At 66.1% G+C, this 24,226-nt stretch carries 29 protein-coding genes and 2 pseudogenes; 11 read left to right on the top strand and 20 right to left on the bottom strand.

All coding sequences use genetic code 11. The features are described from left to right. Positions 1-69: 69 nt before the first annotated feature. A complete protein-coding gene (locus tag ACIPRI_RS13990; protein ID WP_446622054.1) occupies positions 70-345 on the bottom strand; it encodes an HU family DNA-binding protein in 276 nt (91 codons plus the stop codon). A gap of 256 nt (positions 346-601) precedes the next feature. On the opposite strand from ACIPRI_RS13990, the gene ACIPRI_RS13985 reads away from it, so the two are divergent. Further along, entirely contained in the window at positions 602-877 is a 276-nt protein-coding gene (locus tag ACIPRI_RS13985) for a hypothetical protein (RefSeq protein ID WP_446622053.1), read from the top strand. 718 nt (positions 878-1,595) lie between these two features. Here ACIPRI_RS13985 and ACIPRI_RS13980 read toward each other — a convergent pair. Continuing rightward, positions 1,596-2,549: a LysR family transcriptional regulator gene (locus ACIPRI_RS13980; protein WP_446622052.1), complete on the bottom strand. Its 954-nt coding sequence runs from the start codon at positions 2,547-2,549 to the stop codon at positions 1,596-1,598. 75 nt (positions 2,550-2,624) lie between these two features. Between ACIPRI_RS13980 and ACIPRI_RS13975 the strand changes: the two genes are divergently transcribed. Genes ACIPRI_RS13975 through ACIPRI_RS13955 form a run of 5 tightly spaced genes read left to right on the top strand, consistent with a single transcriptional unit; the run spans position 2,625 to position 7,309 of the window. Then, the gene (locus tag ACIPRI_RS13975; protein WP_446622051.1) at positions 2,625-3,293 is read left to right on the top strand and encodes an RraA family protein; all 669 of its coding nucleotides are present in this window, start codon (positions 2,625-2,627) and stop codon (positions 3,291-3,293) included. Next, complete coding sequence (locus tag ACIPRI_RS13970; RefSeq protein WP_446622050.1) at positions 3,290-4,666, top strand: amidase; 1,377 nt, start codon at positions 3,290-3,292, stop codon at positions 4,664-4,666. Before ACIPRI_RS13975 ends, ACIPRI_RS13970 begins: the two co-directional genes overlap by 4 nt. Continuing rightward, the gene (locus ACIPRI_RS13965) at positions 4,659-5,615 is read left to right on the top strand and encodes a Bug family tripartite tricarboxylate transporter substrate binding protein (protein WP_446622049.1); all 957 of its coding nucleotides are present in this window, start codon (positions 4,659-4,661) and stop codon (positions 5,613-5,615) included. Before ACIPRI_RS13970 ends, ACIPRI_RS13965 begins: the two co-directional genes overlap by 8 nt. A 19-nt stretch (positions 5,616-5,634) precedes the next feature. Beyond that, a complete protein-coding gene (locus tag ACIPRI_RS13960; RefSeq protein ID WP_446622048.1) occupies positions 5,635-6,609 on the top strand; it encodes a Bug family tripartite tricarboxylate transporter substrate binding protein in 975 nt (324 codons plus the stop codon). Positions 6,610-6,616: 7 nt separating this feature from the next. Continuing rightward, a complete protein-coding gene (locus ACIPRI_RS13955; protein WP_446622047.1) occupies positions 6,617-7,309 on the top strand; it encodes an antibiotic biosynthesis monooxygenase family protein in 693 nt (230 codons plus the stop codon). A 145-nt stretch (positions 7,310-7,454) separates the two neighbouring features. On the opposite strand, the pseudogene ACIPRI_RS13950 reads toward ACIPRI_RS13955, so the two are convergent. Continuing rightward, positions 7,455-7,751: pseudogene (locus ACIPRI_RS13950) on the bottom strand (ArgP/LysG family DNA-binding transcriptional regulator); the annotation flags it as partial. Here ACIPRI_RS13950 and ACIPRI_RS13945 point away from each other — a divergent pair. After that, positions 7,744-8,151, top strand: a pseudogene (locus ACIPRI_RS13945) (ABC transporter substrate-binding protein); the annotation flags it as partial. The pseudogenes ACIPRI_RS13950 and ACIPRI_RS13945 overlap by 8 nt on opposite strands. 200 nt (positions 8,152-8,351) lie before the next feature. Here the strand turns inward: ACIPRI_RS13945 and ACIPRI_RS13940 are convergent. The 5 genes from ACIPRI_RS13940 to ACIPRI_RS13920 are packed head-to-tail and all read right to left on the bottom strand — an operon-like array spanning position 8,352 to position 11,867. After that, the gene (locus ACIPRI_RS13940) at positions 8,352-9,098 is read right to left on the bottom strand and encodes an amino acid ABC transporter ATP-binding protein (protein ID WP_446622046.1); all 747 of its coding nucleotides are present in this window, start codon (positions 9,096-9,098) and stop codon (positions 8,352-8,354) included. Between the two features lie 8 nt (positions 9,099-9,106). Continuing rightward, positions 9,107-9,694 carry a hypothetical protein gene (locus tag ACIPRI_RS13935; protein ID WP_446622045.1) on the bottom strand — a complete coding sequence of 196 codons (588 nt, stop codon included), beginning with the start codon at positions 9,692-9,694 and terminating at the stop codon, positions 9,107-9,109. Between the two features lie 19 nt (positions 9,695-9,713). Beyond that, the gene (locus ACIPRI_RS13930; RefSeq protein ID WP_446622044.1) at positions 9,714-10,391 is read right to left on the bottom strand and encodes an ABC transporter permease; all 678 of its coding nucleotides are present in this window, start codon (positions 10,389-10,391) and stop codon (positions 9,714-9,716) included. Between the two features lie 3 nt (positions 10,392-10,394). Beyond that, positions 10,395-11,066, bottom strand: coding sequence for an ABC transporter permease (locus ACIPRI_RS13925; RefSeq protein ID WP_446622043.1), 672 nt, complete (start codon positions 11,064-11,066; stop codon positions 10,395-10,397). A gap of 15 nt (positions 11,067-11,081) precedes the next feature. After that, entirely contained in the window at positions 11,082-11,867 is a 786-nt protein-coding gene (locus tag ACIPRI_RS13920; RefSeq protein ID WP_446622042.1) for an ABC transporter substrate-binding protein, read from the bottom strand. A gap of 950 nt (positions 11,868-12,817) precedes the next feature. On the opposite strand from ACIPRI_RS13920, the gene ACIPRI_RS13915 reads away from it, so the two are divergent. Further along, complete coding sequence (locus ACIPRI_RS13915; RefSeq protein ID WP_446622041.1) at positions 12,818-13,021, top strand: hypothetical protein; 204 nt, start codon at positions 12,818-12,820, stop codon at positions 13,019-13,021. 30 nt (positions 13,022-13,051) lie between these two features. Here ACIPRI_RS13915 and ACIPRI_RS13910 read toward each other — a convergent pair whose 3' ends face one another. Then, on the bottom strand, positions 13,052-13,393 hold the full coding sequence (locus ACIPRI_RS13910) for an antibiotic biosynthesis monooxygenase family protein (protein WP_446622040.1): 342 nt from the start codon (positions 13,391-13,393) through the stop codon (positions 13,052-13,054). A 17-nt stretch (positions 13,394-13,410) separates the two neighbouring features. Continuing rightward, positions 13,411-14,043 carry an FMN-binding negative transcriptional regulator gene (locus ACIPRI_RS13905; RefSeq protein WP_446622039.1) on the bottom strand — a complete coding sequence of 211 codons (633 nt, stop codon included), beginning with the start codon at positions 14,041-14,043 and terminating at the stop codon, positions 13,411-13,413. 84 nt (positions 14,044-14,127) lie between these two features. On the opposite strand from ACIPRI_RS13905, the gene pdxR reads away from it, so the two are divergent. Then, entirely contained in the window at positions 14,128-15,630 is a 1,503-nt protein-coding gene (pdxR, locus tag ACIPRI_RS13900) for a MocR-like pyridoxine biosynthesis transcription factor PdxR (protein WP_446622038.1), read from the top strand. Here the strand turns inward: pdxR and ACIPRI_RS13895 are convergent. Then, on the bottom strand, positions 15,627-15,809 hold the full coding sequence (locus ACIPRI_RS13895; RefSeq protein WP_446622037.1) for a helix-turn-helix domain-containing protein: 183 nt from the start codon (positions 15,807-15,809) through the stop codon (positions 15,627-15,629). The two genes, pdxR and ACIPRI_RS13895, sit on opposite strands and share 4 nt — an antisense overlap. 607 nt (positions 15,810-16,416) lie before the next feature. Here ACIPRI_RS13895 and ACIPRI_RS13890 point away from each other — a divergent pair. Both ACIPRI_RS13890 and ACIPRI_RS13885 read left to right on the top strand, forming a co-directional pair. Continuing rightward, entirely contained in the window at positions 16,417-16,632 is a 216-nt protein-coding gene (locus tag ACIPRI_RS13890; protein WP_446622036.1) for a hypothetical protein, read from the top strand. Positions 16,633-16,662: 30 nt separating this feature from the next. Beyond that, a complete protein-coding gene (locus ACIPRI_RS13885; RefSeq protein ID WP_446622035.1) occupies positions 16,663-17,229 on the top strand; it encodes a 2'-5' RNA ligase family protein in 567 nt (188 codons plus the stop codon). A 7-nt stretch (positions 17,230-17,236) separates the two neighbouring features. On the opposite strand, the gene ACIPRI_RS13880 is transcribed toward ACIPRI_RS13885, so the two are convergent. The 9 genes from ACIPRI_RS13880 to mltG all read right to left on the bottom strand — a co-directional run bounded on the left by ACIPRI_RS13880 (position 17,237) and on the right by mltG (position 24,184). Continuing rightward, positions 17,237-18,160: a DMT family transporter gene (locus tag ACIPRI_RS13880; RefSeq protein ID WP_446622034.1), complete on the bottom strand. Its 924-nt coding sequence runs from the start codon at positions 18,158-18,160 to the stop codon at positions 17,237-17,239. A gap of 80 nt (positions 18,161-18,240) precedes the next feature. Beyond that, complete coding sequence (locus ACIPRI_RS13875; RefSeq protein WP_446622033.1) at positions 18,241-18,927, bottom strand: helix-turn-helix domain-containing protein; 687 nt, start codon at positions 18,925-18,927, stop codon at positions 18,241-18,243. Positions 18,928-18,936: 9 nt separating this feature from the next. Then, complete coding sequence (locus tag ACIPRI_RS13870; RefSeq protein WP_446622032.1) at positions 18,937-19,503, bottom strand: hypothetical protein; 567 nt, start codon at positions 19,501-19,503, stop codon at positions 18,937-18,939. A 134-nt stretch (positions 19,504-19,637) separates the two neighbouring features. Further along, positions 19,638-20,306 carry an ankyrin repeat domain-containing protein gene (locus ACIPRI_RS13865; RefSeq protein WP_446622031.1) on the bottom strand — a complete coding sequence of 223 codons (669 nt, stop codon included), beginning with the start codon at positions 20,304-20,306 and terminating at the stop codon, positions 19,638-19,640. Next, complete coding sequence (locus tag ACIPRI_RS13860; protein ID WP_446622030.1) at positions 20,303-21,112, bottom strand: TatD family hydrolase; 810 nt, start codon at positions 21,110-21,112, stop codon at positions 20,303-20,305. Before ACIPRI_RS13860 ends, ACIPRI_RS13865 begins: the two co-directional genes overlap by 4 nt. Positions 21,113-21,181: 69 nt before the next feature. Further along, positions 21,182-21,556 (bottom strand): PilZ domain-containing protein, encoded by a 375-nt coding sequence (locus tag ACIPRI_RS13855; RefSeq protein WP_446622029.1) that lies wholly within the window; start codon positions 21,554-21,556, stop codon positions 21,182-21,184. Next, complete coding sequence (locus ACIPRI_RS13850; RefSeq protein ID WP_446622028.1) at positions 21,553-22,554, bottom strand: DNA polymerase III subunit delta'; 1,002 nt, start codon at positions 22,552-22,554, stop codon at positions 21,553-21,555. Before ACIPRI_RS13850 ends, ACIPRI_RS13855 begins: the two co-directional genes overlap by 4 nt. Beyond that, positions 22,551-23,186 carry a dTMP kinase gene (tmk, locus tag ACIPRI_RS13845; RefSeq protein ID WP_446622027.1) on the bottom strand — a complete coding sequence of 212 codons (636 nt, stop codon included), beginning with the start codon at positions 23,184-23,186 and terminating at the stop codon, positions 22,551-22,553. The genes ACIPRI_RS13850 and tmk overlap by 4 nt, the downstream gene beginning before the upstream one ends. Beyond that, positions 23,183-24,184, bottom strand: coding sequence for an endolytic transglycosylase MltG (mltG, locus tag ACIPRI_RS13840; protein ID WP_446622026.1), 1,002 nt, complete (start codon positions 24,182-24,184; stop codon positions 23,183-23,185). The genes tmk and mltG overlap by 4 nt, the downstream gene beginning before the upstream one ends. Between the last annotated feature and the right edge of the window lie 42 nt (positions 24,185-24,226).

Here is a 24,226-nt window from a genome sequence, read left to right as displayed (position 1 = left end):
GGTGGGCAACGTCGTGGGTCAGGTTTCCTCAATCGACGCGCCTGGCGTTCGAGCTGGCAACGACTACGCTCACGCGTTGACTGCATCCTTCAATGCTTTGCCTGCCGTGAATTTCGGCGCCTTGCTCGCCTTGATCGTCATCTGCTCGCCGGTCGATGGATTGCGGCCGGTGCGCTCGGCACGCCTCGCCACGGTGAAATTGCCAAACCCAATGAGTTGCACGGCTTCCCCACGTGCCAGGGCCCGCGTCACGTTTCCAAGGGCCGAATCGAGTACCCGGCCGGCCTCGGCCTTGCTGACGTTAGTGTCGGCGACGATCGCGGCGATAAGTTCGGTCTTGTTCAAAGAGAAGTTCCTTTCGAAAACATGATGAACAGGATAGCTCCATCCGAGCTTGTCAGAGGCTGGCAGGAAACGCCATGCCCGCAGATGGAGTGTGAGGCGGTAGTGAGCCAGGCGTCGTCTTGCAGCTTGCGCGGGTTATGTGTACTGCCGAACAATCCCCTGAAAGTCCGCGCCGGCGTTGAGGATCGCATCTCTGCGCGCCCTGACAAGCTGTCGCCGCTGCGGCGCGCTTCGCGCCGGCCCGAAGGGGACTGCCATGCCTTTCCGTGCACCCTCGGCGGCGCGCATGCCGCCGCTGGACTTCCTGCTGGCCGACCAGATAGCGTCGCCCCAGCGCATTGCCCGGCACCTGGGCGTGAGCCTGCGCTCCCTGCAGCGCTGGCGCGCGAGCGGCAACGCGCCGCGCGCGGTCTACCTGGCGCTGTGGTTCGAGAGCCGCTGGACCTGTAAGCACTGCAGGCGCAGGCCTTCAATGAAGTCCAACACGCGCGCGCCTGGGTTGCATCGCTGGAGCGCGAGTGCACGCGGTTGAGGGGCGTCATTCGCGCCGATGAGCGCAGAGGCACAACCGGCGGCCAATGGGGCGGCTTGTAGCTCGATCTAGGACGGACAGACCTCCGGCCGACAGGGTGTCCTGCGGCAAGGGCAGGGCAGACATCCCAGGGGCAACCGGTAAACCTGGCGCCCACGCTAGAGTTGGCTGGTCACCACGGTCGTGTAATCCTGGCCGCCTTGGTCTCGTGCAGACCCAGTCGTCGCTGTGCGGATCGCGATGGAAGGCGCCATGACCAGGCGCGCCACCCGCTGCGCCGGGAACCGGCCGCGCAACAGCAGTGCCAGCCCGGTGGTGTGCACCGAAAACGAGTCAACCCCCATCCGCAACACCTCACGGTGAAATAGCTGTGCACACGTCAACTTGGCGCATTGATTGCTACCTGAGTGATCAACTAATTGCTTGGGGTTAGTAGGAGGCCATAGGCGTCGAACACTGATGTTTGGCTACAACCTGCTGGACGCACCGGTGCATGTGCCCAATGAGTTCTTCCGCATCGCGTCGATCGAGAAGGCCTCAGGGTATGGCCGCGGATGCTGTGCGAACTCGCCACCCTCGAGCCCGCGCAGTTCCACGGTACATGAAGAACCGGAGCATCGGCGTTCAGCCTGAATGAAGCGCGTGAGAGAGGCCGGGTCCGCGGTTCAGTGCAATCTCTGCGTTGGGCTCCCCACGTCTGAGCGCGCCCATCGAGTCGTCAACCAGGGTCGCTGCCCTGGGACGCTTCGTCGGTGTGGAAGAAAACGGCGTCCTGCAGGTTGCGCAGCGCGATATCCAGAATGCGCGCCGTGGTCTCGCTGCGGTGGTGCGCGAGGTACGAGAAGTAGTAGGGCACGTCCGGCACCGCGGGCTTGGCGCGCAGCACTTGCAAAGATTTTTCGGCGACCTGCCGGCGCGTGATGGAGGCGGGCAGCACGGCGATCGCATGGCCGGAGGTGACCAGCGCGACCATGAGCGAAAGAGAGTTGCAGCTGCTGTACTCCTCGAAGGCATAGCCGTCCGAGGCCAGCCAGCGCGACGCCGATTCGTGCAGGGTCGAAGGCGCCGCATTGCAGACGATGCGGTGGTTCAGCGCGTGGGCCGGCAGAAAGTCTCCCTCCGGAACCATCAGGTCGTGGGTCGCCACCCATTGGTGCTGGGTAAGTCCCATGAACTGGCTCGTCACGTCGGGCTGGCCGCTCTGCCCCGTGTGTAGCGCGATGTCCAGCTCGTGGTTGTTGATCTTCTGGAGCAGCTGGGCGCCTCCGCCCACTGTCAGATCTACGCGAAGCGCCGGATAGCAGTCCTTGATGTCCTTGAGGATCTGCGGCATCCCGATGATGGCGCAGGACTCGTCCACGCCCATGCGCACCAGGCCGGTGATGGTGCGCCGCAGATCGAGCCGCGCCATATCCTGCGCCGACGCCAGCACGCGCTCGGCATACACCAGCACATTGCGCCCGAGTTCCGTCACCAGCAGGCGCTGGTTCTGCCGTTCGAAAAGCTGGATACCCAGCTCCTCCTCCAGGTCGCGGATGCGGTGCGAGATCGCCGGCTGGGTGAGGTGCAGATGCCGCGCCGCCGCATGCACCGTGCCGAGACGCGCGGTCCAGACGAAGGCCTGCAGCTGGTGCAGGGTGAACCTCGTTGATAAGGAATCCGAATTAACCATCCTGAGAATTGATCAATATCCGCGCCACAGGCGCTTACCTACGATGGCCGTCATTCGACAACGACGATATCCGAAATGACTGGCATCGAACTAGGAGAGCTGCCTCCGCCCTGTGCGCCGCAGCTGTTGGCACTGCTAAAGCAGGCCGAACCGGCCACCATCGGCCACTTTCACGACCGCGGCTTCCTGCACGGCCGGGTCAAGGCCATGGCGGCAGTGACGCGCACGGTCGGTACCGCCGTCACCGTGCGCTGCGAAGGCTCGGACGGATCCATCCTGCATCACGCGCTGGGACAGCTGCGGGCCGGCGACTTCCTGTTGGTCGACCGCGCGGGTGACGAGACGATCGCGTGCATGGGTGGCGCCAGCGTGCTGGCGGGGCGCCTTCGCGGTGTCGCAGGCGTGGTGGTGGACGGCTGCGTCACGGACATCGAGGAGCTGCGCGCGCTCGGCGTGCCGGTATGGGCCCGCGGCCTGAGCGCCCGAACCACCCGCGCCGGCGGGCAGTCGGGCAGCTTCTGCCTGCCGATGGACTGCGCTGGCGTGCGCGTGCACCCCGGCGATGCGGTGCTGGCGGACGAGAACGGTGTCCTGGTGATGGCGCCCGACGAAGCGTGGGCTTTGGCCGACAAGGCCATCGGCCTGCAGCAGGCGGAACAGCAGACGCTGGCACGGCTGCACGCCGGCGAGTCCTATCCCCATGTGCTGGGTACGCAACTCGATGTCCGGGAGGTGGCCGCATGACGAACACCAGCCAGCTCAGGCCGCCCGCCTTCGCGCCGATGGCCGAACTGTCGCGTGCCTTGCGAACCGGCGAGACCAGTTCGGTGGAACTCACGCAGGAGTGTCTTCGCCGCATCGCAGCGCATGACGCCGGTTTCAAGAGCTTCCTGGCCGTCTACAAGGAGGAGGCCCTGGCTGCGGCGGCCCTGGCCGACCAGGAGCTTCGCGCGGGCCATGACCGCGGTCCCCTGCACGGCATCCCGGTGGCGTTGAAGGACCTGGTGGACATCCAGGGAAAGCCCACGACGGCAGGCTCACCGCTGCTGTTGGCCAACATCGCGCAGGAGGACGCGGCGATTGTCCAGCGCATCGCCGAGGTCGGCGGCGTCATCGTTGGCAAGACCCATCTGGTGCAGTTCGCGCTGGGCGCCTGGGGCACCAATGCGCACATGGACACGCCGCGCAATCCGGCCGGCCGCGCGACGGATACCCTGGTGGCAGGCGGCTCCAGCAGCGGATCGGCGGTGGCCGTCGCGGCCCGCTTGGTGCCTTGGGCGATCGGCTCCGACACCGGCGGCTCGGTTCGCGTGCCCGCGGCCTTCTGCGGCATCGTGGGCTTCAAGCCGACCATCGACGCGCTACCGCGCGGGGGCGTCTACCCCCTCAGCGACACACTGGACAGCCTGGGCCTGTTCGCTTCGTCGGTGCAGGATGCCCGGCTGTGCTTCGAGGCGCTGGCCGGGGCGCCCCGGGCGACACCTGACGCCCGCCGCCGGATCGGCGTCCTGGAAGCGGAAGAACTCGTGCCGCTCGCGCCGGCCGTCGCGCGATGTCACGCGCAGAGCCTGAAAAGGCTCGAGCAGGCGGGCTTCAGCTTGGTGCCGTTGCGTCTTCCGGCGCCCCTGGCGGCGTTCAGGGAAGCCACCAATGCCATCATGATCGCCGAGGGCGCCTGGGTGAACGACCGCTTCCTGGACGACCCGGACGCGCCGATAGATCCGTCGGTGCGGCCGCGGCTCATTGCCGCCCGGGCGACGACAGTTGCGCAGTATCTCGAGGCTCAGGCCACCGCGTCGCGCTGGCAGCAGGCCTTCGCCGGCGAGATGGACCGGTTGGGCCTCGGTGCCGTTGCCATGCCCGTCACCGCCATGACCGCGCCGCGGATCGAGGACGTCGATCACGACGTGGCCCCGGTCCACTTCACCCGCCCGGTCAACCTGCTCGCGCTGTGCGGCATCGCGCTGCCTGCGGGCCAGGACGAGGACGAGCGGCCGATCGGGCTGCAACTGGTCGGGCGTGCGGGCGACGATCACGCGCTGCTGGCCGTCGCGTCCGCAGTCGTGGCCGCATTGGCTTGGTCTCCAGCCTCGTCGCAGGAGTTCTGCAGTGCTTAGGAAGCTGCTCCCCGTGCTGCTGGCGGTGGTCGTTCCGTGCGCGGTGGCGCAAGACTACCCGGCCAAGCCGGTGCGCCTGGTCGTTCCATTCCCTGCGGGCGGCAGCGTGGACCTGGTCGCGCGCCTGGTCGGCAAGAGCCTGCAGGACGCACTGAAGCAGCCCTTCGTGGTCGACAACAAGCCGGGGGCCTCCGGCAATATCGGTGCCGCCTATGTCGCCAAGGCGCCGCCGGATGGCTACACGCTGCTGGTCGGCAGCGCCGGTGTCTTCGCGGCCAATCAGTACCTGTATGCCAATCCGCCCTTCGATCCGCTGCAGGCCTTCGCGCCCATCATGCGGATCGTCGACCAGCCCAACATCCTGGTCGTGGGCAACCAGTTGCCGACCGGCAGCGTGAAGGAACTGATCGCGATGGCCAGGGCGCGTCCGGGGAAGCTGACCTTCGGCAGCGCCAGCGTCGGTTCCGCCCAGCACTTCTCCACCGAGATATTCATGCAGCAGGCCGGGGTGGAACTCCTGCACGTTCCCTACAAGGGCGGCGCCCCTGCGCTCGTGGATCTCATGGGGGGCCAGATCGACATGCTGTTCGACACCTCGCCGACGGCCCTGCCTTACGTCAAGAGCGGCAAGCTGCGCGCGCTGGCCATCACCAGCCGCCAGCGCTCACCGCTGCTGCCCGACGTCCCCACGATGAAGGAAGCGGGCCTGCCCGACTTCGAAGTCGTCACCTGGACCGGCATCGCCGCGCCGGCCGGCACGCCCCATGCCGTGATCGACAGGATCAACACCGTGATCAAGGCCGCGCTGCGCGGGGAGTTGCGCCGGCAGCTCGAAGAGACCTCCCTCATTCCGGTGGGCGACTCGCCCGAGGCCTTCCGGAACTTCATCCGCAAGGACGCGGACAACTACGCGCGCCTGGTGAAGGCCGCAAACATCACTCCCCAGTGATTCTCTTAGTTGGATGCATATGAAAACTGCTCTGAAACATGTGTTGTGCGCCCTCTCGCTCGCGGTGTCAGGGTTGGCGTCGGCGGCGGACTACCCGGACAAGCCCATCCGCATCGTGGTTCCCTACCCGCCGGGCGGCGCATCCGACACGGTGTCGCGGCTGATCGGGCAGCAGCTGTCACTGCGGCTCAAGCAGCCGGTCGTCGTCGAGAACAAGCCGGGTGCCACCGAGCAGATCGCGGCCAGCTTCGTCGCCAAGGCGAACCCGGACGGCTACACGATCCTGCTGGCCTCCACCGCGGGGCTGGCGGTCAATCCCACTCTCTACAAAGGACGGCTGGCATACGACCCGGAAAAGGACCTCGCGCCGATCGTGATGGCCGTGACCCTTCCCAGCGTCATCATGGTTCATCCTTCGCTGCCGGTTCAATCGTTCGACGAGCTCACGGCATTTGTCCGTACCTCATCGACGCCGATCAACTACGCCTCCAGCGGCGCCGGCAACCCCAGCCACCTGGGCATGGAGTTGTACAAGCGGGCGGCTTCCCTCGACATGACGCACGTGCCCTACAAGGGCGGCGCGCCCGCGCTCCAGGATCTGATGTCGGGCCAGGTGTCGGTGATGATGGCCATCGGGCCGGAGTCGATGCCCATGGCCAAGGCGGGCAAGATGAAGGCGCTCGCCGTCACCACGGCGAAGCGCTCGGCCGCCTATCCTGGGCTGCCCGCCGTCTCCGAGTCCAAGGGCTTCGCCAACTTCGAACTGCTGCACTGGTTTGCCCTGCTGGCACCCGCCCGCACACCAGATGCGGTCATTGCGCTGCTGAACAAGAACGTGAACGAGATCCTGCAGGACGCGGAAGTGAAGAAGAAGCTGATCGAGATGGGCATGGAGCTCGAGGGCGGCTCGCCCGGCAAGCTGGCCGACACGATCAAGCGTGACCGGCTCAAGTGGGAGAAGGTGATCATCGAATCGAACATCAGGGTCGATTGATTCCACCTTGCCCGATCAACATCAACTGAAAGAGAACGACATGGTCTTTGCAGGAAAAGGCATCCTGATCTCGTCGATGGAGGTGCGCCCGGAGGAGGAGGCCGACTTCAACGAGTGGTTCGACCGCGAGCACTTGGCCGAACGGGTGGCGATCCCCGGCTTTCTGGAGGCGCGGCGCTACGAGTCCGTCGGCGCGCCGACCCGGTACCTGCAGATCTACAACACCACCGGCTTCGACGTGCTGAACAGCGCAGCCTACCGGGCGGCCCTGGCGAAGCAGACCGAGTGGTCCAACCACCACATTTCCCGATTCATCGCGCCGACGCGCACGGTGGGACGACTGGCGCGCAGCGCAGGGGTGGCGCGGGGCGTCGCTGTCGTGCTGTTGCGACTGCGTCCGTCGGGCGATCCGGCCATGATGCCGGCGCTTGCGGATGTTCTGGACGTGCTCGAGCAGCCGGGCACGGCATCGATCCACTTTGTCGAAGCCGATGCCAAGCTCTCCAGGCCTGTGACGGCCGACTCGGGCTATGTGGGCGCCGAGGACTGCTACGTGGTCGTCGAATGCACCAGCGAGGCTGCTGGCGGGCAAATCGTGGCTCAACTGGAAATGCCAGTGCAGAAGTACGGAGAACTGATCGACGCGCGCATTTTCCGGTACCGCATGGATATCAGCGCATTGGCGCTAGCGGCGCAGTAGAGCGCGCGCACGTCATGGTCGGCTGCGTTGACTGATCACGCGCATCGTCATGGCTTCACCCTTGGCGAGGCCCAATTCGCAACATAGCAGACGTTCTGCCCCTCAACTCCGGGCGGAATGCAGACAAGCACGACCCTGAGCCGAGTCAGGGCTGCAATAGAGCTCGCCGAGCGGCGGCCAGGAGCTGGCGGGTCAATCCATCAAGGAGAGTCGAGGCTGCGCGCGCCTGCTGCCAGTGCAGTGGAACGTCTAGGGGCGATTTCGGCACAAGCTCGACGAGCGAGCCGTCTTTGAGGTGCGACGCAATCAATGCCCGCGGGTGCAGACCCCATCCCATGCCAGCCAAGGTCGCGGTCACGAACGCGTGGGGACAAGGGAGTGAGTGCCGGGGTAGCTCTATGTGCCAATGGCAGAGACGGCGCGCCCATTGGGCCCGCCAGGCGGTACAGACGGCATTGGGGCCTGGCGAAATGCTGGCCGGTGGATTCGGCGACACCCGTTCCTTCATCGCCGAGGGCAACCATTTCCCCAAAGGCACGCCGTTCTATTCGGAGGCCGGCACCGCCAAATACAACGAGCGCGACGCCAAGAAGGCCAAGGCCATGGCCGAAGCGGCCGGATACAAGGGCGACGCCGTGCGCATTCTGACCAGCCGGCAATATGACTTTCACTACAACATGGCGCTGATCATGGCCGAGCAATTGAAGCGCGCCGGTTTCAAGGCCGAGCTCAACGTGGTGGACTGGGCCACGCTGCTGCAGCGTCGGACCGACCCGAGACTGTGGGACATCTACATCACCCACTCCGGCCTGTTCCCCGAACCTATGCTTTCCCCGCCGCGGGACCCGGTACGGACAAGCGGCGCCCCGCCGACAGCAGCCCGCCGCGAGGCGCAACGGAGCATCTCCGATCGATCTTGGAGGAGATCGTGCTGCGCTTGGATTCGAATGACGGTTCGGTCTCGGGCTCTGGAACGCGGGCCCGATGCGGCTGGAGGAACAGAAGGCGCTTGCTTTCCAGGCGGCGATGGACTCGTACGTGCTCAGAGCGCCTGCTTCAGGAACTTCCGAATGCGCGGATCGGCACGGTCTCCGAAGAAGTCGGCGGGGGCGGCGGCCTGCACGATTCGGCCGGCCTCCATGAAGACGACCTTGTCCGCAACGGCGCGGGCGAACCCCATCTCGTGCGTGATGCACACCATGGTCATGCCATCGCGCGCCAGCAGGATCATGATCTCGAGCACCTCCTGCACCATCTCCGGATCCAGTGCGGACGTGGCCTCGTCGAAGAGCATGACCGACGGATTCAAGCACAGCGCCCGTGCGATCGCCACTCGCTGCTGCTGTCCGCCGGACAAGGTCGACGGGTAGCTGTGCGCCTTGTTCGCGAGCCGCACCTTCTCGAGAAATTGCAGCGCGACGGCCTTGGCCTGCGCTTGGGTGCGCTTGCGCACCCATGCCTGTGCGAGCATGCAGTTCTGCAGAACGCTCAGGTGCGGGAACAGATTGAACTGCTGGAACACCATCCCGATGTTCGCCCGCACCAGCTCGGTGTGTCGGATGCGGGGAGAGATGTGCACGCCGTTGACCTTCACGTCTCCGTGCTCGTACGGCTCCAGCCCGTTGAGGCAGCGAGCGAGTGTCGATTTGCCGGAGCCCGATGGTCCACAGACGACGACGCGCTCGCCGGCACGCACGGTCAGGTCAACGCCCGAGAGCACTTGGTGGTCGCCGAACCATTTGCTCAGGCCGGCGACGGACACCACCTCGGGAGCGGACAGGGCTTGCATGGCCTTGCTCACGCCGTACGCCGGTACAAGGCCGCGGCAGGACTGTCGCGCCAGGCGAGCAGCCGGTTGTCGCTGACCCGGGTACGACCGTAAACGATCCATGCGTCGTCCACGGAGCCGATGAACTCGACGATACGCAAGGTCTCAGGGTGCTGCTCGGCGGTCGAGACGTAGCCGAGTCCGACCTCGTAGTTTCCGTCGAGCAATCCCTGGCTGACTTCCGCCACGGTCTCGACGAACTGCACTTCGTCCCAGCGCGTGCGGTCGGTGTAGTCGAGCGTCGGCTGCATCACGGCCAGCGTGCGAGGCTGGCTGGCGTCGACACGCTGGATGATCGCCAGATCCTGGCTTGGCGAGATGAAGGTGTCCACCACGTACAGGCCTTCGAGGTACTTGGCGACCGTGGCCATCGTGGCCGGATGCACGGCGCACTGAACCATGAAATCGGCGCGGTGCGCCAGCACCAGCATGGCACCCTGCTCGAAATCCTTGACGAGTTCGATCGTGGCACGGCCGCCCAGCCCATGAAACTCCAAGTAGCGGCGTGTCACGAACTCGTGATTGCTTCCGTGGGGACCGAGCGCAATGAACTTCATGTGGGTTGCTCCAGCTTTTTCATGAGTATTCGAACAGGGCTTCAAGCTTGCGCATGGCGAGCATCAGGCTGTAATTGATGGCAAGGTAGACCAGCCCGGCACTGAGGAACACCTCGTACGGTGCATAGGTCTCCGAAGTCAGCAGCCGTGCGGTTCCCGTCAGCTCCAGCAGCGTGACCGTGCTGGCCAGCGAGGTGGCCTTGCAAGTCAGGATCACTTCGTTGCCGAAGGCGGGAAGCGCGGCCTTCACGGCCAGCGGCAGCTCGACCTTCCAGAAAGCCTGGGGTCGGCTCAGGCCAAGCGTGAACGAGGCTTCGCGCAGGCCCTTGGGCACCGCCTGCAGCGCGGCCGCGAGCGTCTTGCCGGTGTAGGAGGCCGAGTTGAGGCCCAGCGCGATCACCACGCACCAGAAAGGATCGCGCAGGACGGGCCAGAGGACCGAGCGCTGGATCGCATCGAACTGGCTCGCCCCGTAGTACAGGAGGAACACCTGGACCAGCGACGGCGTACCCCGGAAGAACATCACATAGGCGTTTGCGCCGAAGCGCAACGAGGAATGCGCGGCGTTCTTGCAGAGTGCAACCGGAAAGGCCAATGTCGTGCCCACGAGGATCACCAGCGCCGTGAGTTCGAGGGTCAGCAACGCACCCTGGCCGAGCGTCGGCAGGACGGACCAGACGAGAGAAAAGTCGAACATCGGTCAGCGGGCGTAGGCACGCGATGCGCGACGCTCGCACCATTCGAGGCCCAGCGTCGCCAGGCCGGTCAGCGCGAGGTAGATGCACGCGGCTGCCAGGTAGATCGTGAAGGGTTGGCGCGTGGCGCCCGACGCCTCGGCCGCCTTGCGCATCAGCTCGTCCGCGCCGACGATCGACACGATGGAGGTCTGCTTCAGCAGGACGATCGCCTGGTTGCCGAACGGTGCCAGCGCAATGCGGGCAGCCTGGGGCAGAACGACGGTCCACAGCGTCTGCGCCGGGGTCAGGCCCAACGAGCGCGCCGCTTCGCGCTGCGCATCCGCAACGGATTGCAGCGCACCCCTCGCGATCTCGGCGGCATAAGCGCCGAACGACAGCGCCAGCGCCACGACACCGGCCAGGAAGGTATTGATCTCCACGTAGCGTCCCGTCAGCGTCGCCAGTGTCAGCGAGCCGCCGAAGTAGATCGCGAAGACGACCAGCAGGTCGGGCACGCCGCGGATCACCGCGGCGTACAGGTAGCCCACACTGCGCATCGGGCGGCTGCCCGAGAGTTGCAGCCAGCAGCCCAGAACACCGAACAGCGTACCGACCACCAGCGAGGCCAGGGCAAGCTGGGCGGTCGAGACCGCACCGAGCAACAGTTGGCTGCCGAAACCATGAAGCGGATTCATTGCTCGCGCCGCCCGCTACATAAGCTTGAACGGGAAGTACTTCGCGGTGATGCGGTCGTAGGTGCCATCGGCGCGGATGGCCGCCAGCGCGGCGTTGATCTTCGATAGCAGTTCAACGTCGCCCTTGCGAACCGCAATGCCGTTGCCGTCGCCGAGCAGGCCGCCCTTGAGGTCAGGGCCGACAAAGGCAAAGTTCGCGGATTCGGCGGTCTTCATGAAGCCTACGTAGTAGGTGACCATGTTGCCCAGGATGTATTCCACCCGCCCCGCCACCAGGTCGAGTTCCGCCGCTTGGGGCGTGTCGTAGAACTTCAGGTCTGAGTTCTTGTAGTTCTGGCTGAGGTAGTTGGCCTGGATCGAGCCGCGTTGCACGCCGATGGTCTTACCTTTCAGCGCGCTGGGGGAAACATCCTGCCGCGTACCTTTTTGGGCGACGAAGCGGGAGATGGTGTCCTTGTACTTGTCAGAGAAGTCCACGCGCTGGCGCCGCTGCTCGGTGATCGCCATGCTGGCGACGATCATGTCGTACTTCCTCGCCATGAGGCCGGGGATGATGCCATCCCAGTCCTGAGCCAGGATCTCGCACCGTGCCTTCATCCGCTCGCACAGCGCATTCGCGATGTCCACATCCCAGCCCTGAAGTGCACCCTGCGCGTCCTTGAAGCTCCAAGGCCGGTAGGTGCCTTCGGTCGCAATGCGATAGCTGGCCTGCGCGCAGGCGAGGCCGCTGCATAGAAGCGCAGATAGCAACACACAGACGGATCGGTGGTGCGAGCGGCGAGAAGTGAGCGGCAGGCGCATGAAGTACCTCATCAATGTGCAGTTGGTGAGGGAATGCTCGATGAGTCCCAGGGGACACACAATGCTTGCGTATCAAGCAACCCGGCCGTCATTCGTCGCCGCGCCTGGAGCGCGGATCGGTGCGGCGTGCGAGCCGCCTTGCCGTTGAGGCTCATTGCACAGCATGCAACTTTGCGCAGAAAGCCTTGAACGCGGACAAGGTGCCGGCGCGACTCCACTTCTTCAAGACTGCGGACAGGCCGGCCAGCCATGTGCAGCGCCTGAATGAGGACACGCGGCTTGCCGGCGCTCAAAGTGGTTGGCGCAGGCGCACAGGCATGCCAGTGAGGCAGGCGCGACCGCCTGCGTGTGGCCTCCCTAACCGCGTGCTAGCGCAAGAGGAGCGCGATGAAGGCCACGACTGCGGCAGCAACTGCTGCAGGCGCGATCATGCGCAGCATCCTTCGGGTGCGACTGCGGCGGCGCCTGGCCGGCCAATGTTCAGGTCCGATCAGGTCGATCGGCATGGTCGAGTGCCGAGGGGATTCTTGAGATCGCGCCATGCTTTCATGTTGCCATATGTCAGACCGCCGAACCGGCGGCGCCCGATGGCGCCGGTCTCGCTACCTGGGCCCCATGTTCGAGCGTTCCGCTTGCGCGTCGGCTCCCAATCACGCAAGGGGAGGGCAGGCTTACTGCGTCCCTTCACGGTACCACGCCATTCTCGCCGTCAAGGTCTGCGCGTGCTTCGCGCGCTGGTGGCCTAGCGGCCGTCTTTGCAGCACGACTGCAGTTGGGGCTGTCGGGTGATTGGCGCTTGGATTGGACTGAAGCAAGAGCACCCCAGCTATCCCGCCTTCCATCGGCAACATGAATTTCGGCCGGAGAAAACCGCATCAAGGTTGTCCGACTGGACCTCGTTCTCGGGGCTGATCGACCAATCGGCTTCCGGTTATCCTTGTACTTGATTGATGATGATGTCGAAAACGTCGCTTCCCCGCAAATCGCTCCATCTCCCGCGCCAGCAAAAGATCTGCGCTTTTGACGGTAAAAATGACGGTAAAGATCCCATGTCGATCACAGCCAAGTCCTTTAACCATGCGGGTTTGGACGGCCTGTTGATGATGGAATGGGGGAATAATCCGCAGGGCTCCCAGGGCTATCGCGAACTATAGATAAATCGCGATCGCCATGGTATTGCCTGGCTAGCCGCTGTATGAGGCCGCCCCCGCCACGGCAAGCGGGTGCGGAATGCCGCCATCTCCGTAGGAGCGGAGAACCTGTGCAATGACGACTTGGTAGCCCTTGAGCCAAAGCGTCTGGCGCTGCTTTGCAGCGATGTGTGCCGGATGCCCCATGAGTTCCTGGAGCGCGTCCATGGTCTTCCAGTAGTACACGTTGGAGACGAGGCCCGTTGCATGGTTCTCCCAGCTCTCTTCGCCAAGGTAGCCGGGAATGGATCTGGCAGCCTGGGCGATGACATGGTCTAAAGCATGGAACGCGTCGTCAAACTCGCCCTTGGCAAAAGTGAAGGTGGAGGTGTACATGGCTTTTTGCAGTCTCGTCAGCTCGCTCCGCCTGCACTGCGCATCAGTCCCGCCAGTTCGTCGCGGCCGCGCGCCTCCAACGTGTCTGCGGCGCTGAGGCGGTCGCGCGCTTCCCTGTTCTGGCTGAGCTTGGACTTGCCCACCAGCGAGGTGATGGCGATCTCGATGCCCACGATGTTGCGCACCATGCTGTCGATGTACTCGGGTGCGGAGTCGCCCATCTTCCAGGGCCTGGGTTCGGCCGCCTCGTGGCGCCGCGTCAGGCGGGCGATGATGCCGCGCGCGAAGCGCTCGTCGTCGTGCACGGTGAGCACGCCGTGCGCGTGCACCACCTCGTAGTTCCAGGTCGGCACCTGGCGGTGCGCCTCGTGCTTGGACGGGTACCAGTTGGGCGAGATGTAGGCCTGGGCACCGCCAAAGATGACCATCACCGGAGTTCCTGTGGGGCAGCGCTGCCACAGCGGGTTGGCGCGAGCGAGATGCGCCGACAGCAAGCCATGCGTTCCGACTTCAGGATCGAACTCGAAGGGGAGGTGATCGGCGTCCAGGCCCGTGGTCCCTTGCGTGACCAGTGCACCCAGCGGATGCTCGCCGATGATGCGGCTCAGTTCCTCGGGTCTTGTCTCGGCAAAGTGCGTGGGGATGTACATCGGAGGAGGGGAGGGATAGGGTGGGCAGCTGGTACTGTCGCGCGGAACCGGCACAATGGGAAGGTCCAGTTTTCTTCCTTTTGCATGGACCAGTTTCGTACGCAGCCAAACCAGAGTTCCGGTGCCAAAAGGGCCGGCCGCCACATCTACGACCTGCTGCGCTCCCAGATCGCCGACGGGACGCTCGCCGCGGGCGCGCAGGTGCCGTCCACGCGTGACTTGGCGGCCGATCTGGGGGTGTCGCGCACCACCGTCACCTCTGCCTACGAGCAACTCGCGGCGGAGGGCTTCCTTGCCACGTCGGTCGGGCGCGTTGCCCGCGTCGCGAGTCCGCTGGCTGCGCCTGCGTGGCCCGACGCGAAGCCGAAACGGCGAAGCAGGACTGCGCCGACCCTCTCGGATTTTGGCCGTCGCGTGGCGGCGATCGAAATGCCCGGGCTTGCCTCTGCGGAACCCTGCCGCATCGACTTCGTCTACGGCGCGGTGGCTTCTCGCGACTTTCCGGCGCTGGCCTGGCGGCGTGCATATCAGGCCGAACTGCTTCGCCATCAACGCAGCCTCTACTACCTCGCGCCCGAAGGCGACGCGTCGCTGCGCCGCTCTCTGCAGGGTTACCTGCGGCGCGCGCGCGGCCTGGCCTGTGATACCGAGCAGATCCTCGTGGTCCACGGCTCGCAGCAGGCCATCGATCTGTGCGCGCGGCTTCTGTTGAATCCCGGCGATGCCTTCGTCTTCGAGGAGCCCGGGTACCTGATGGCGCGCCGGTGCTTCGAGGCCACGGGCGCCGAGGGCTTGGCGATACCGGTGGACGCTCAAGGCCTGGACACCGCCATGCTGCCAAACGATGACCGCACCCGTCTGGCCTACGTGACGCCCTCGCACCAGTTTCCGCTGGGGGGTGTGCTGCCCATCGGACGGCGCATGGAACTGCTCCGTTGGGCGCGAACACACCGCGCCTGGGTGATCGAGGACGACTACGACGGGGAGTTTCGCTACGGCCAGCGGCCGATCGACGCGCTGCAGTCGATAGACACCGACGGCCGCGTCATCTACGTAGGTACCTTCTCCAAGGCACTGTCGCCGCAGCTTCGGCTCGGCTACCTGGTGCTGCCGCCCGAACTGGTGCCGGTGTTCCGGCAGGCCAAGCGGCTGGCAGACCGCCATGCGCACGTGCTGGAGCAGCGTGTGCTGGCGTCGCTGATCGACAGCGGCACCTACGAGCGCCATGTGCGGCGCACGCGCCGCGAGCACGAGCGCCGGCGGGCCGCGCTGCTCGATGCCATGGCGCGCCACCTGCCTGCCAGCGCCACGGTCACCGGCACGGCGGCCGGGCTGCATGTGGTGCTGTGGCTACCGTTCCTGCAGCCGCAGGACGAGCCCGCCCTAGTAGCTGCTGTGCGCAGCAACGGCGTGGGCGTCTATGCGGTGTCGCCGCTGTTTGCCAAGCCGCAATCGCGCACACAACCTCGGCCGGCCGGACTTATCCTGGGATATGCCAGTTTGACGGTAGAGGAGATCGATGAGGGGATGCGTGTTCTGGGTGCGGTGATCGCCGAGCGGGTGGTGAAGCCGAGCGTACGCCGCTAAGACAAGGCGGGCGCGCGCCGAAGCTCCCGGTACAGCGTCGCACGGCTGATGCCCAGCCGGCGCGCGGCCTTGTCCTTGTCGTCGGCGGTTTCCGCGAGCGTCTTGCGTAAGCAGGCATCGCGCGAAACATCCCGCTCAGTCTCGATCGCCCCAACCTCGGCGGTCCTCGTGCCGTTCATGTCTCTCGTGGCGATGCCAGTGGCGACCATGTTCCCAGTCGCCGCGATAGAATCGTCGACCCTCACGATACCTTGGCTCGTAGTAGACGGGCGCTGGACCGTAAGCCACCGGCGGTGCAGGGCGGTAGTACACCGGCGCAGGTTGGTAGTACACGGGGGCTGGAGGCGAATAGACGGGCGCTGGCGGGTAATAGACGGGTGCCGGCTCGCCTGCGCTGACAACGACGCCAGGCACAGCGATGTCGACCGACCAGTTCGGGCCAGCGGTTGCGGAAGCGACGCCAGCAAGCGCTGCGATGGCCACGGCCCCAAAAGCTGCCAGCTTGGCCAACGTTGAGCGACTTGTGTTCATTCTTGATCTCCTATGCGAGGCAATTGCTGCCGGGTGCCAATCAAACGCCGATGCGGCGAGCGCCGTGCACGGATGGACTGCAAAGATGGTGTAAACCCAAGGAGTCCTGGGTTGTTCTGCCGACATTCACTGCGGGCATGAGAATGCCCGCTCATGCCGCGCTGGGCTGCCGCTTGTCATGGTTCAGGTTCCACGCAGGATGTCGAATGAACCGCCATCCGGGGGCCTTGCGAGGGCTATGAACTCGAGAGAAGCATGAACTTGGAAAAGGATCATCCGCCTGTGAGCAAGGATCTGCTGGCGCCTGCGGAGTGGACGATGGAAATTCAGCAGGAAGAGAACCAGTCCACCACCGTAGTGAAGCGCTCTGGCACCCAAATGTGCCGGTTGTCGATCGCGCCGGCCGCGGGAACCAAGAAATCAAGTATTCATGCGGGTTTCCGGCCCTCGAAAACCATCGAGTGGGCGTAGGGGGAGGGCGGAGCGGTCCGCGGCCATGCTATGCCTGCCGCCACCGAACGCCTCTTCTTCGCCGTCCGCCCCGATGCGCCCGCCGCGCAGCGCATCGAGGCGCTTGCCCAGGCATTGCGCCAGGCCCATGGCCTGCACGGAAGATCGCTCGGACCGGAACGCTTCCACGTCACCCTGCATCTGATCGGCGACTTCGCGGGCGGCGTGCCGCCGCGTGTGGTCAATGCGGCGCTGGACGCGGCCCGGCCGGTGGCCGCGCAGGCGGCGCCATTCGTGATCGGCTTTGACCAGATCGCCAGCTTCACTCGAAAGCGGCGCAACATGCCGCTGGTCTTGTTGGGGTTTGATGGCGTGCAAGGCGTGGCGCGGCTGCAAGAGGCACTATTCGCCGCGCTGATCGAGGCGGGCCTTGCGGCAAAGGGCGCGGCGCTGCCCGCCAGCTTCACCCCGCACCTGACCCTGCTCTACGACGACATCGCGCTTCCGCCACGACCCATCGATGCACTGATGTGGCCGGTGCACGAGCTGCTGCTGGTGCGCAGCCTGTTGGGCAGAAGCCGGCACGAGGTTCTGGCAAAGCTGAGGTTGGGAGGCTGAGGCTTCATCAGGCCGCGGCCAGCGGCCGGGGCTGGCGCAACTCGGCCCGCACCACCACCAGCACGCCTGCGACCACCATCAGCAAGCCGCCAAAGGCCGGCATGCCGGGGCGTTCGCCCACGACAAGAACGGCCAGCATGAAGGCGACCACCGGTTCGCCTAGCGCCAGGGTCACGCCAGTGGCCGCCGAAATGTGGCGCAGTGCCAGGCTGAACAGCAGGTAAGCCACGCCGGCGGTGGCCACGCCCACGTACAGCACGGCCCCCAGGTCGGGCCAGGTGAGGGAAGGCGTGCCGCCGTCGATCCAGGCCGCCGGCACGGCCAGCACGGCCGCCACCGAGAAGGCGCTGAAGGTGATGCTGGCCGCAGATGCGCGATGCACCAGTTCCTTGTTGACCAGCGTGTAGATCGCGTAGGACAGGCCGGCGACAAGGCACAACGCAATGCCGGCGGAACTGACGGCCAGATCGGCGGCGCTGCTGCCCGAAAGCGTCATCAGCACGCCGCCGGCCACCGCCACGGCAGTGCCCAGCCACCAGGCCGCAAGCGGAAGGCGGCGCGTGATCAGCGCCTGCAGGATGCCCGCCCACAGCGGACCGCTGCCCAGTGCCACGGCCGTGCCCAGTGCAACTCCGGTCTGCCGCACGCCGGCGAAGAAGGCGAGGTTGTAGAGCGCCATGCACACGCCAGCGGCCAGCACGCCGGCCAGGGGCAGCCGGGCGGGCGGCGGCGCTTTCTTTTTGTCGCGCGTGGCCCAAGCGTAGGTTGCGAAGAAGAGGGCGGCGACGACCAGGCGCAACGCGCCGAACCACGCCGCGGACAACTGGCCGCTGGTGAAGGCCTGCGCCGTGCCGGTGGTGCCCCACAAGGCCGCGGCCAGCAGCACCATGGCCACGCCGGTGGCGGGATGAATCTTTCTTGTCTCGTGCATGCAGCCATGCTGCGCGCAAGCGGACGTCCAAGTGTCGAGAAACTCTCGATCTGCTCGTTCGCGGCGGCCGGACGCTTCTTTCAGCTGCCGGCGGAGCGCAGCGCGCGCGCTCCGACACCGCGCTCGCGGCGCAGCGCATAGGCCAGGGCACTGGCGCTGGCGTAGCCGACCTGCAGGGCGCTGGCCTCCAGCGACAGCCCGGCGCGCAGCAGGCGCTGCGCTTCGTCCAGCCGGCGCCGGCGCACGTAGGCAGCCGGCGCCAGGCCGGTCAGCTCCATGAAGCGGGCGTGAAAGCGCTGCGGACTGAGCTGGCACAGGGTGGCCAGCTGTGCCGTGCGCCAGTCGCGGTGCAGTTCGCGGCCGATGCGCTCGTTCAGCATGTCCAGGTCGATCGGCCGGCGCTGCAGCAAGGTCGAGGTGCCCGCCATTTCATGCAGCGCCGCTTCGGCGTCGAAGCGCCGGCGCAGGTCCTTCCAATGTGGCGGCGGCACGAAGCGGCGCACGCGCTCCAGGCCGTCGCGCAGCGGGCTGTCGATCACCAGCATGCCGGCCTCGCGCTGGGCCAGGTAGCTGTGCGTCACGCCGGCCGGCACGACCAGTGCGCTGGCCGCGTCGACGTAGGTGCCGCGGCCGTCCAGCTCGAGCTCCATGCGGCCATTCAGCCCGATCAGCACCTGCGCGAAGTCATGCGAATGCGCGCTGTACTCACCGCTGTAGCGACGCAGCGTGGCATCGGCTTGCCAGGCGGTGGAGGGCGTACGGGCCATGGATCGACTTTACTTCTCCAGCGTCGCGCCGGCATCCAGGAACGGGATGCGCCGCAGCCGCTGGAACCAGTGCGGCCGCTGGGTGTTCCCGCCGATGGGCGCGTCTCGATAGATGGCGCGCTGCTCTTCAAGAACGGCATCGAGATCGCGCAGGTTGCGCTCGTTGTAAGCCCAGGCGCCGGAGACCAGGATCTCGCCGGATTGCAGGGGCCTGACCTGGATGTCGATGGCGCCGATGCGTTCGAGTGCCGCCACCCGGGCCGCCGCCTGCAGGGCCGGATCGCCCATGCCGGACATCGGTCGCGACGATTCGAAACTGATCAGCTGAACCTGCGGGTGGAAGCGAACGAGATGGGCGCATGCCTCGTAGAAGAGCCATGCGCCGACGTTGCGCGGCTCGGCTTGCATCAGCGGCGTCGGCACGAACCGTTCGAGGTGGACCTCCGTGCCGCGATTGCGCAGCCGCACCGGATCCACCCGGCCCAGAGGCAAGCGGCGTGCGGACATCAGCATGGGCTGGCCGAGTTCGTAGGGCGCGCCCTCCGGCCCGGTGATGCGAATGCCCTGGTCACTCATGCGGCCATTTTGCCGGCAGGGCGTGACATGCGGGCTGTGGCAGATCCTTCATTTAACATAATACACATTGTGTTATTCAAGGAAGCAGCCGACCTGGACCCGAAATCGCCACGTTTGGCGCGCCCCTTAGCGCGCTACCACTTCCCGTCGGTCGGCCGCTTTTGGGCCGCCGGTCCGCGCGACAGCTGCAAGGCGGCGTCGCCGCGATTGGCCTTCTTGGCAAAGTCCAGCGCCGTCATGCCTTGCTGGTTCTTCATGGCCTGATCGGCACCTTCGTCGATCAGCAGCTTCACGGCCTCGGACGTGCCGTACATCGCCGCCATCATCAGCGGCGTGGTGCCGTTGGGCGACTGGGCGTCGATGAAGGCATGCTTCTCCAGCAGCACCTTCATGACGGCCACGTGCCCGTTGGTCGCCGCGTAATGCAGCGGCGTCCAGCCCGGCTTGTTGATGTCGGCGTCGCGCGCGATCAGCTTCGTCACCAAGTCCAGCTGGCCTTTCAGCGCGGCCATCATCAGCGGGCTCTCGTCCTTGCTGTTGCGCATCTCGACATCCACCTTGGGCGATGCGATCAGCACGTCGACCGCCTTGGGCGACGGCTCGCGCATCGCCACCAGCAGCGCGGTCTGGCCGTGTTCGTCGCGCACGTTGGGGTTGACGCCGCGTTCGAGAAGGCTCTTGACGCTGCCGGCGTTGTCGGCCCGTGCTGCCCTGAACAGATCGACCTGGGCATCGGCATTCGCATTGCCAATAAATGCAATGCTGGCAAGTACATAGACAACTATATTGAAGTATTTTTTCATGCAGCTTTAACGTCGTGGAACAAGGTCTCGAAGTTGTTACTTGTAACTTGGGCCACCTCCTCGATGGGCAGGTGTCGAATTTCGGCAATCTGTTTGGCCACATAGGGCACCAGCGCCGGGCTGTTGGTCTTGCCGCGAAACGGCACCGGCGCCAGGTAGGGGCTGTCGGTCTCGATCAGCATCCGGTCCAGCGGCACGAAGGCCGCCACCTGGCGCAGGTCCTCGGCCTTCTTGAAGGTCAGGATGCCGGAAAAGGAGATGTAGAAGCCCAGGTCGAGCGCCGCGCGCGCCACTTCGGCGGTTTCGGTGAAGCAATGGAACACCCCGCCGGCGGCTTGGCCCGAGCCGGTTTCGCCCTCCTCCTTCAGGATGGCGATGGTGTCGGCGGAAGCCTCGCGGGTGTGGATCACCAGCGGCTTGTGCGTCTGCTGGGCGGCGCGGATGTGCACCCGGAAGCGCTCGCGCTGCCATTCCATGTCGGCAATGGTGCGGCCGCCCTTGCGCTCGTCCATCTGGTAGTAGTCCAGCCCGGTCTCGCCGATGGCCACCACCTTGGGCCGCGCCGACAGTGTGACCAGGCGCTCCACGGTAGGCTCCTCGATGTCTTCGTTGTCCGGATGCACGCCCACGCTGGCCCAAAAGTTGTCGTATTGCGCGGCCAGCGACTGCACCGCGCCGAACTCTTCCAGCGTGGTGCAGATGCACAGCGCCCGGTCCACCTGGGCGGCGGCCATGGCGGCGCGCACCTCGCTCATCTGCGAGGTGAATTCGGGAAAGCTCAGGTGGCAGTGGGAATCGGTGAACATGGGGACAGCCCAGGAAAAACGGCGCGGGCCTCGCAAGGAGGCCCGCCGGAGAAAAGAGAAAAGCCGAACTCAGATGGTTTGAGTCGGCCGGTCCGAGGCAATCGTACCGCCCAGCACATCCTCGATTTTCGCCTTGAGTTGGCGCGACTTCTCGTCGGAGGGGAATCGAATGCCGACACCCGGCGCCCGGTTGCCGGCAGCGCGCTCCGGCGTGATCCAGGCCACCTTGCCGGCCACCGGGTAGCGCGTGGGGTCGTCCGGCAGCGTCAGGAGCACGTAGACGTCATCGCCCAGGCGGTATTCGCGCGAGGTCGGGATGAAGATGCCGCCTTCGGCAAAGAGCGGGATGTAGGCCGCATAGAGCGCCCCCTTTTCCTTGATGGCCAGCTGGATGACGCTGGGACGCGGCGTGGTGGCGGTAGGTGCGGACGGGGTGGTGGTCATGGGCGGGCGGGTTTGCCGGCGAAGTTTAGGTGGACTCTGGCTTCGCTCACAAGCGCTTCCAGCATCAGGCCGGCATTGAAGGGATGTTCTGCGGTTTTTGCCGCGTTTGCCAAAGAGCGTGACCAAGCAGAAAGACTGCGTATCGGCGGCGGCGCCGGCAGATCGGCTGTCTCGAAGAAGCGCGGCTGCGCGCCGGCGCCGACCGCCAGCAAGTCGTGGCAAAGCTTTTGCAGCACGTCGATGGCCTGTGCCGGGCTGCGTTCGGCCAGCGCCGCGACCTCGCCGCGGCGGATGGCCTGCGGCAGCTTCGACCAGATCTGGCCCGTGAGGCCGGCGCGCGCCAGCCGCAAGGCGTCATTGGGCCGGCCGCCGGCGGCGCGCAGCAGCGTCGGGGCTTCGCCGGCGGGCACGCCCTGCTGTACCAGCCAGGCCTGCGCCACCGCCGGCTCCGGCCAATGCATGGTGTAGCCCAGGCAGCGGCTGCGGATGGTCGGCAGCAGTTGCCAAGCGGCCTCGCTGGCCAGCACGAAACGCACATCACCGACCGGCTCTTCCAGCGTCTTGAGCAGGGTGTTGGCCGTGACGTTGTTCATGCGTTCGGCCGGGTACACCAGCACCACCTTGCCGCGCCCGCGCCCGCTGGTGCGCTGGGCGAAGGCGACGGCGTCGCGCATGGCTTCGACGCGGATTTCCTTGCTGGGCTTGCGCTTCTTGTCGTCCAGGTCGGCCTGCGACTTTTCGTCCAGCGGCCAGGCCAGCTCGAGCATGGCCACTTCGGGCATCAGCACGCACAGGTCGGCATGGGTGCGCACCTCGATGGCATGGCAGCTGGGGCAATGGCCGCAGGCGCCTTGCGGCGTCGGCGCTTCGCAGAGCCAGGCGGACGCCAGAGCCAAGGCCAGTTCGTACTGGCCCAGGCCCGACGGCCCCTGCAGCAGCCAGGCATGGCCGCGCTGGCGCAGCAGGTCGGCCAGCGGCGCGGCAAGCCAGTCCTTCATGGGGTCAGCCCCCGCTGCGCCAGGGCATCGGCCACCTGTTCCCACACTTCTTCCTTGCTGCGGTTGGCGTCGATATGGATGAAGCGGCCAGGATCGGCGGCCGCCCGCTTCGCATAGCCGGAGGCCACGCGCCGGAAGAAGGCGGTCGATTGCGCCTCGAACTTGTCCGGCGCGCGCGCATCGGCCAGGCGGGCCGCGGCGATCTCGGGCGGCAGGTCGAACCACAGCGTGATGTCGGGCTGCAGCAGCTCGCCGCTGCCGGGCCGCGCCTGGGCCCAGCGCTCCAGCGTGGCAAGCACCTGCGTGTCGAAGCCGCGGCCGGCGCCCTGGTAGGCGAAGGTGGCGTCGGTGAATCGGTCGCACAGCACCACCTCGCCGCGCGCCAGGGCCGGCTCGATCACTTGCAGGATATGGTCGCGCCGGGCGGCAAAGACCAACAGCGATTCGGTCAGCGGGTCCATCGGCTTTTGCAGGATCAGCTCGCGCAGCGCTTCGGCCAGCGGCGTGCCGCCCGGCTCGCGGGTGCGGGTCACGGTGCGGCCATGGCTGCGCAGCAGCGCCTCGATCGCATTGAGGTGGCTGGACTTGCCGGCACCATCGATGCCTTCCAGGCTCAGGAACAGCGCCCTCATTGCTTGCCGCCCTTCTGATAACGGTTGACCGCCCGGTTGTGCTCGTCGAGTGAGCTGGAGAAATGGCTGCTGCCATCGCCGCGCGACACGAAATAGAGCGACTTGCTCGGCGCCGGTTGCACCGCCGCCAAAAGCGCCGCCTTGCCGGGCATGGCGATGGGCGTGGGCGGCAGGCCACCGCGGGTGTAGGTGTTCCAGGGCGAGTCGGCTTGCAGGTCTTTCTTGCGCAGATTGCCGTCGAAGCCGGCACCCAGGCCATAGATGACGGTCGGGTCGGTCTGCAGCGGCATGCCCACGCGCAGCCGGTTGATGAAGACGGCGGCGATTTCGGGTCGGTCGCCTGGCTTGCCTGTCTCCTTTTCGACAATGCTGGCCAAAATAAGCGCCTCATCGGCCGTCTTGAGCGGCAGATTGGCGGCGCGGGCAGCCCAGGCGGCCGTCAGCTGCCGGTCCATGGCACGCATGGCCCGCTGCAGCAGGGCGACGTCGGTCGAGCCCTTGGAATAGGTGTAGGTGTCCGGAAAGAAGCGCCCTTCCGGATGCTGGCCGGGCCGACCCAGGCGGGCCATCAGGGCTTCATCGGACTCGCCCAGGGTTTCGGGCTTGAGCTGGTCGGCCTTGGCCAGGGCGGCACGCACCTGGCGGAAGTTCCAGCCTTCCACCAGCACCACGCTGCGGGTGGCTTCGGCGCCGCGGACCAGGATGCTGAGCAGGGTCTTGGGCGTGACGCCGCGCTCCAGCTCGTAGCTGCCGGCGCGGATCTGCCGGTCTTGACCCGAGATGCGGAACCACCAGTACAAGAGCTGCGGCTGGACTTCCACGCCGGCATCCGCCACCAACTGCGCGACACCGCGCGGCGTGGTGCCGGGCTCGACCGACAGGTCCACCGACGGCGCCGGCAATACGAGCGGCTGGTGCACCCACCAAAGGCCCCAGGCGCCCACGCCCAGCGCCACGAAGGATGCAAGAAGGAAGATGGTGAGAAGGAAGCGGCGCACGCGAAAGCGGTTGAATTTGACAGGTGTTGGCGCAAGGCCCTG

The sequence above is a fragment of the Variovorax sp. LARHSF232 genome (assembly GCF_052871435.1).
This window is presented reverse-complemented; position numbering and strand designations above follow the sequence as displayed.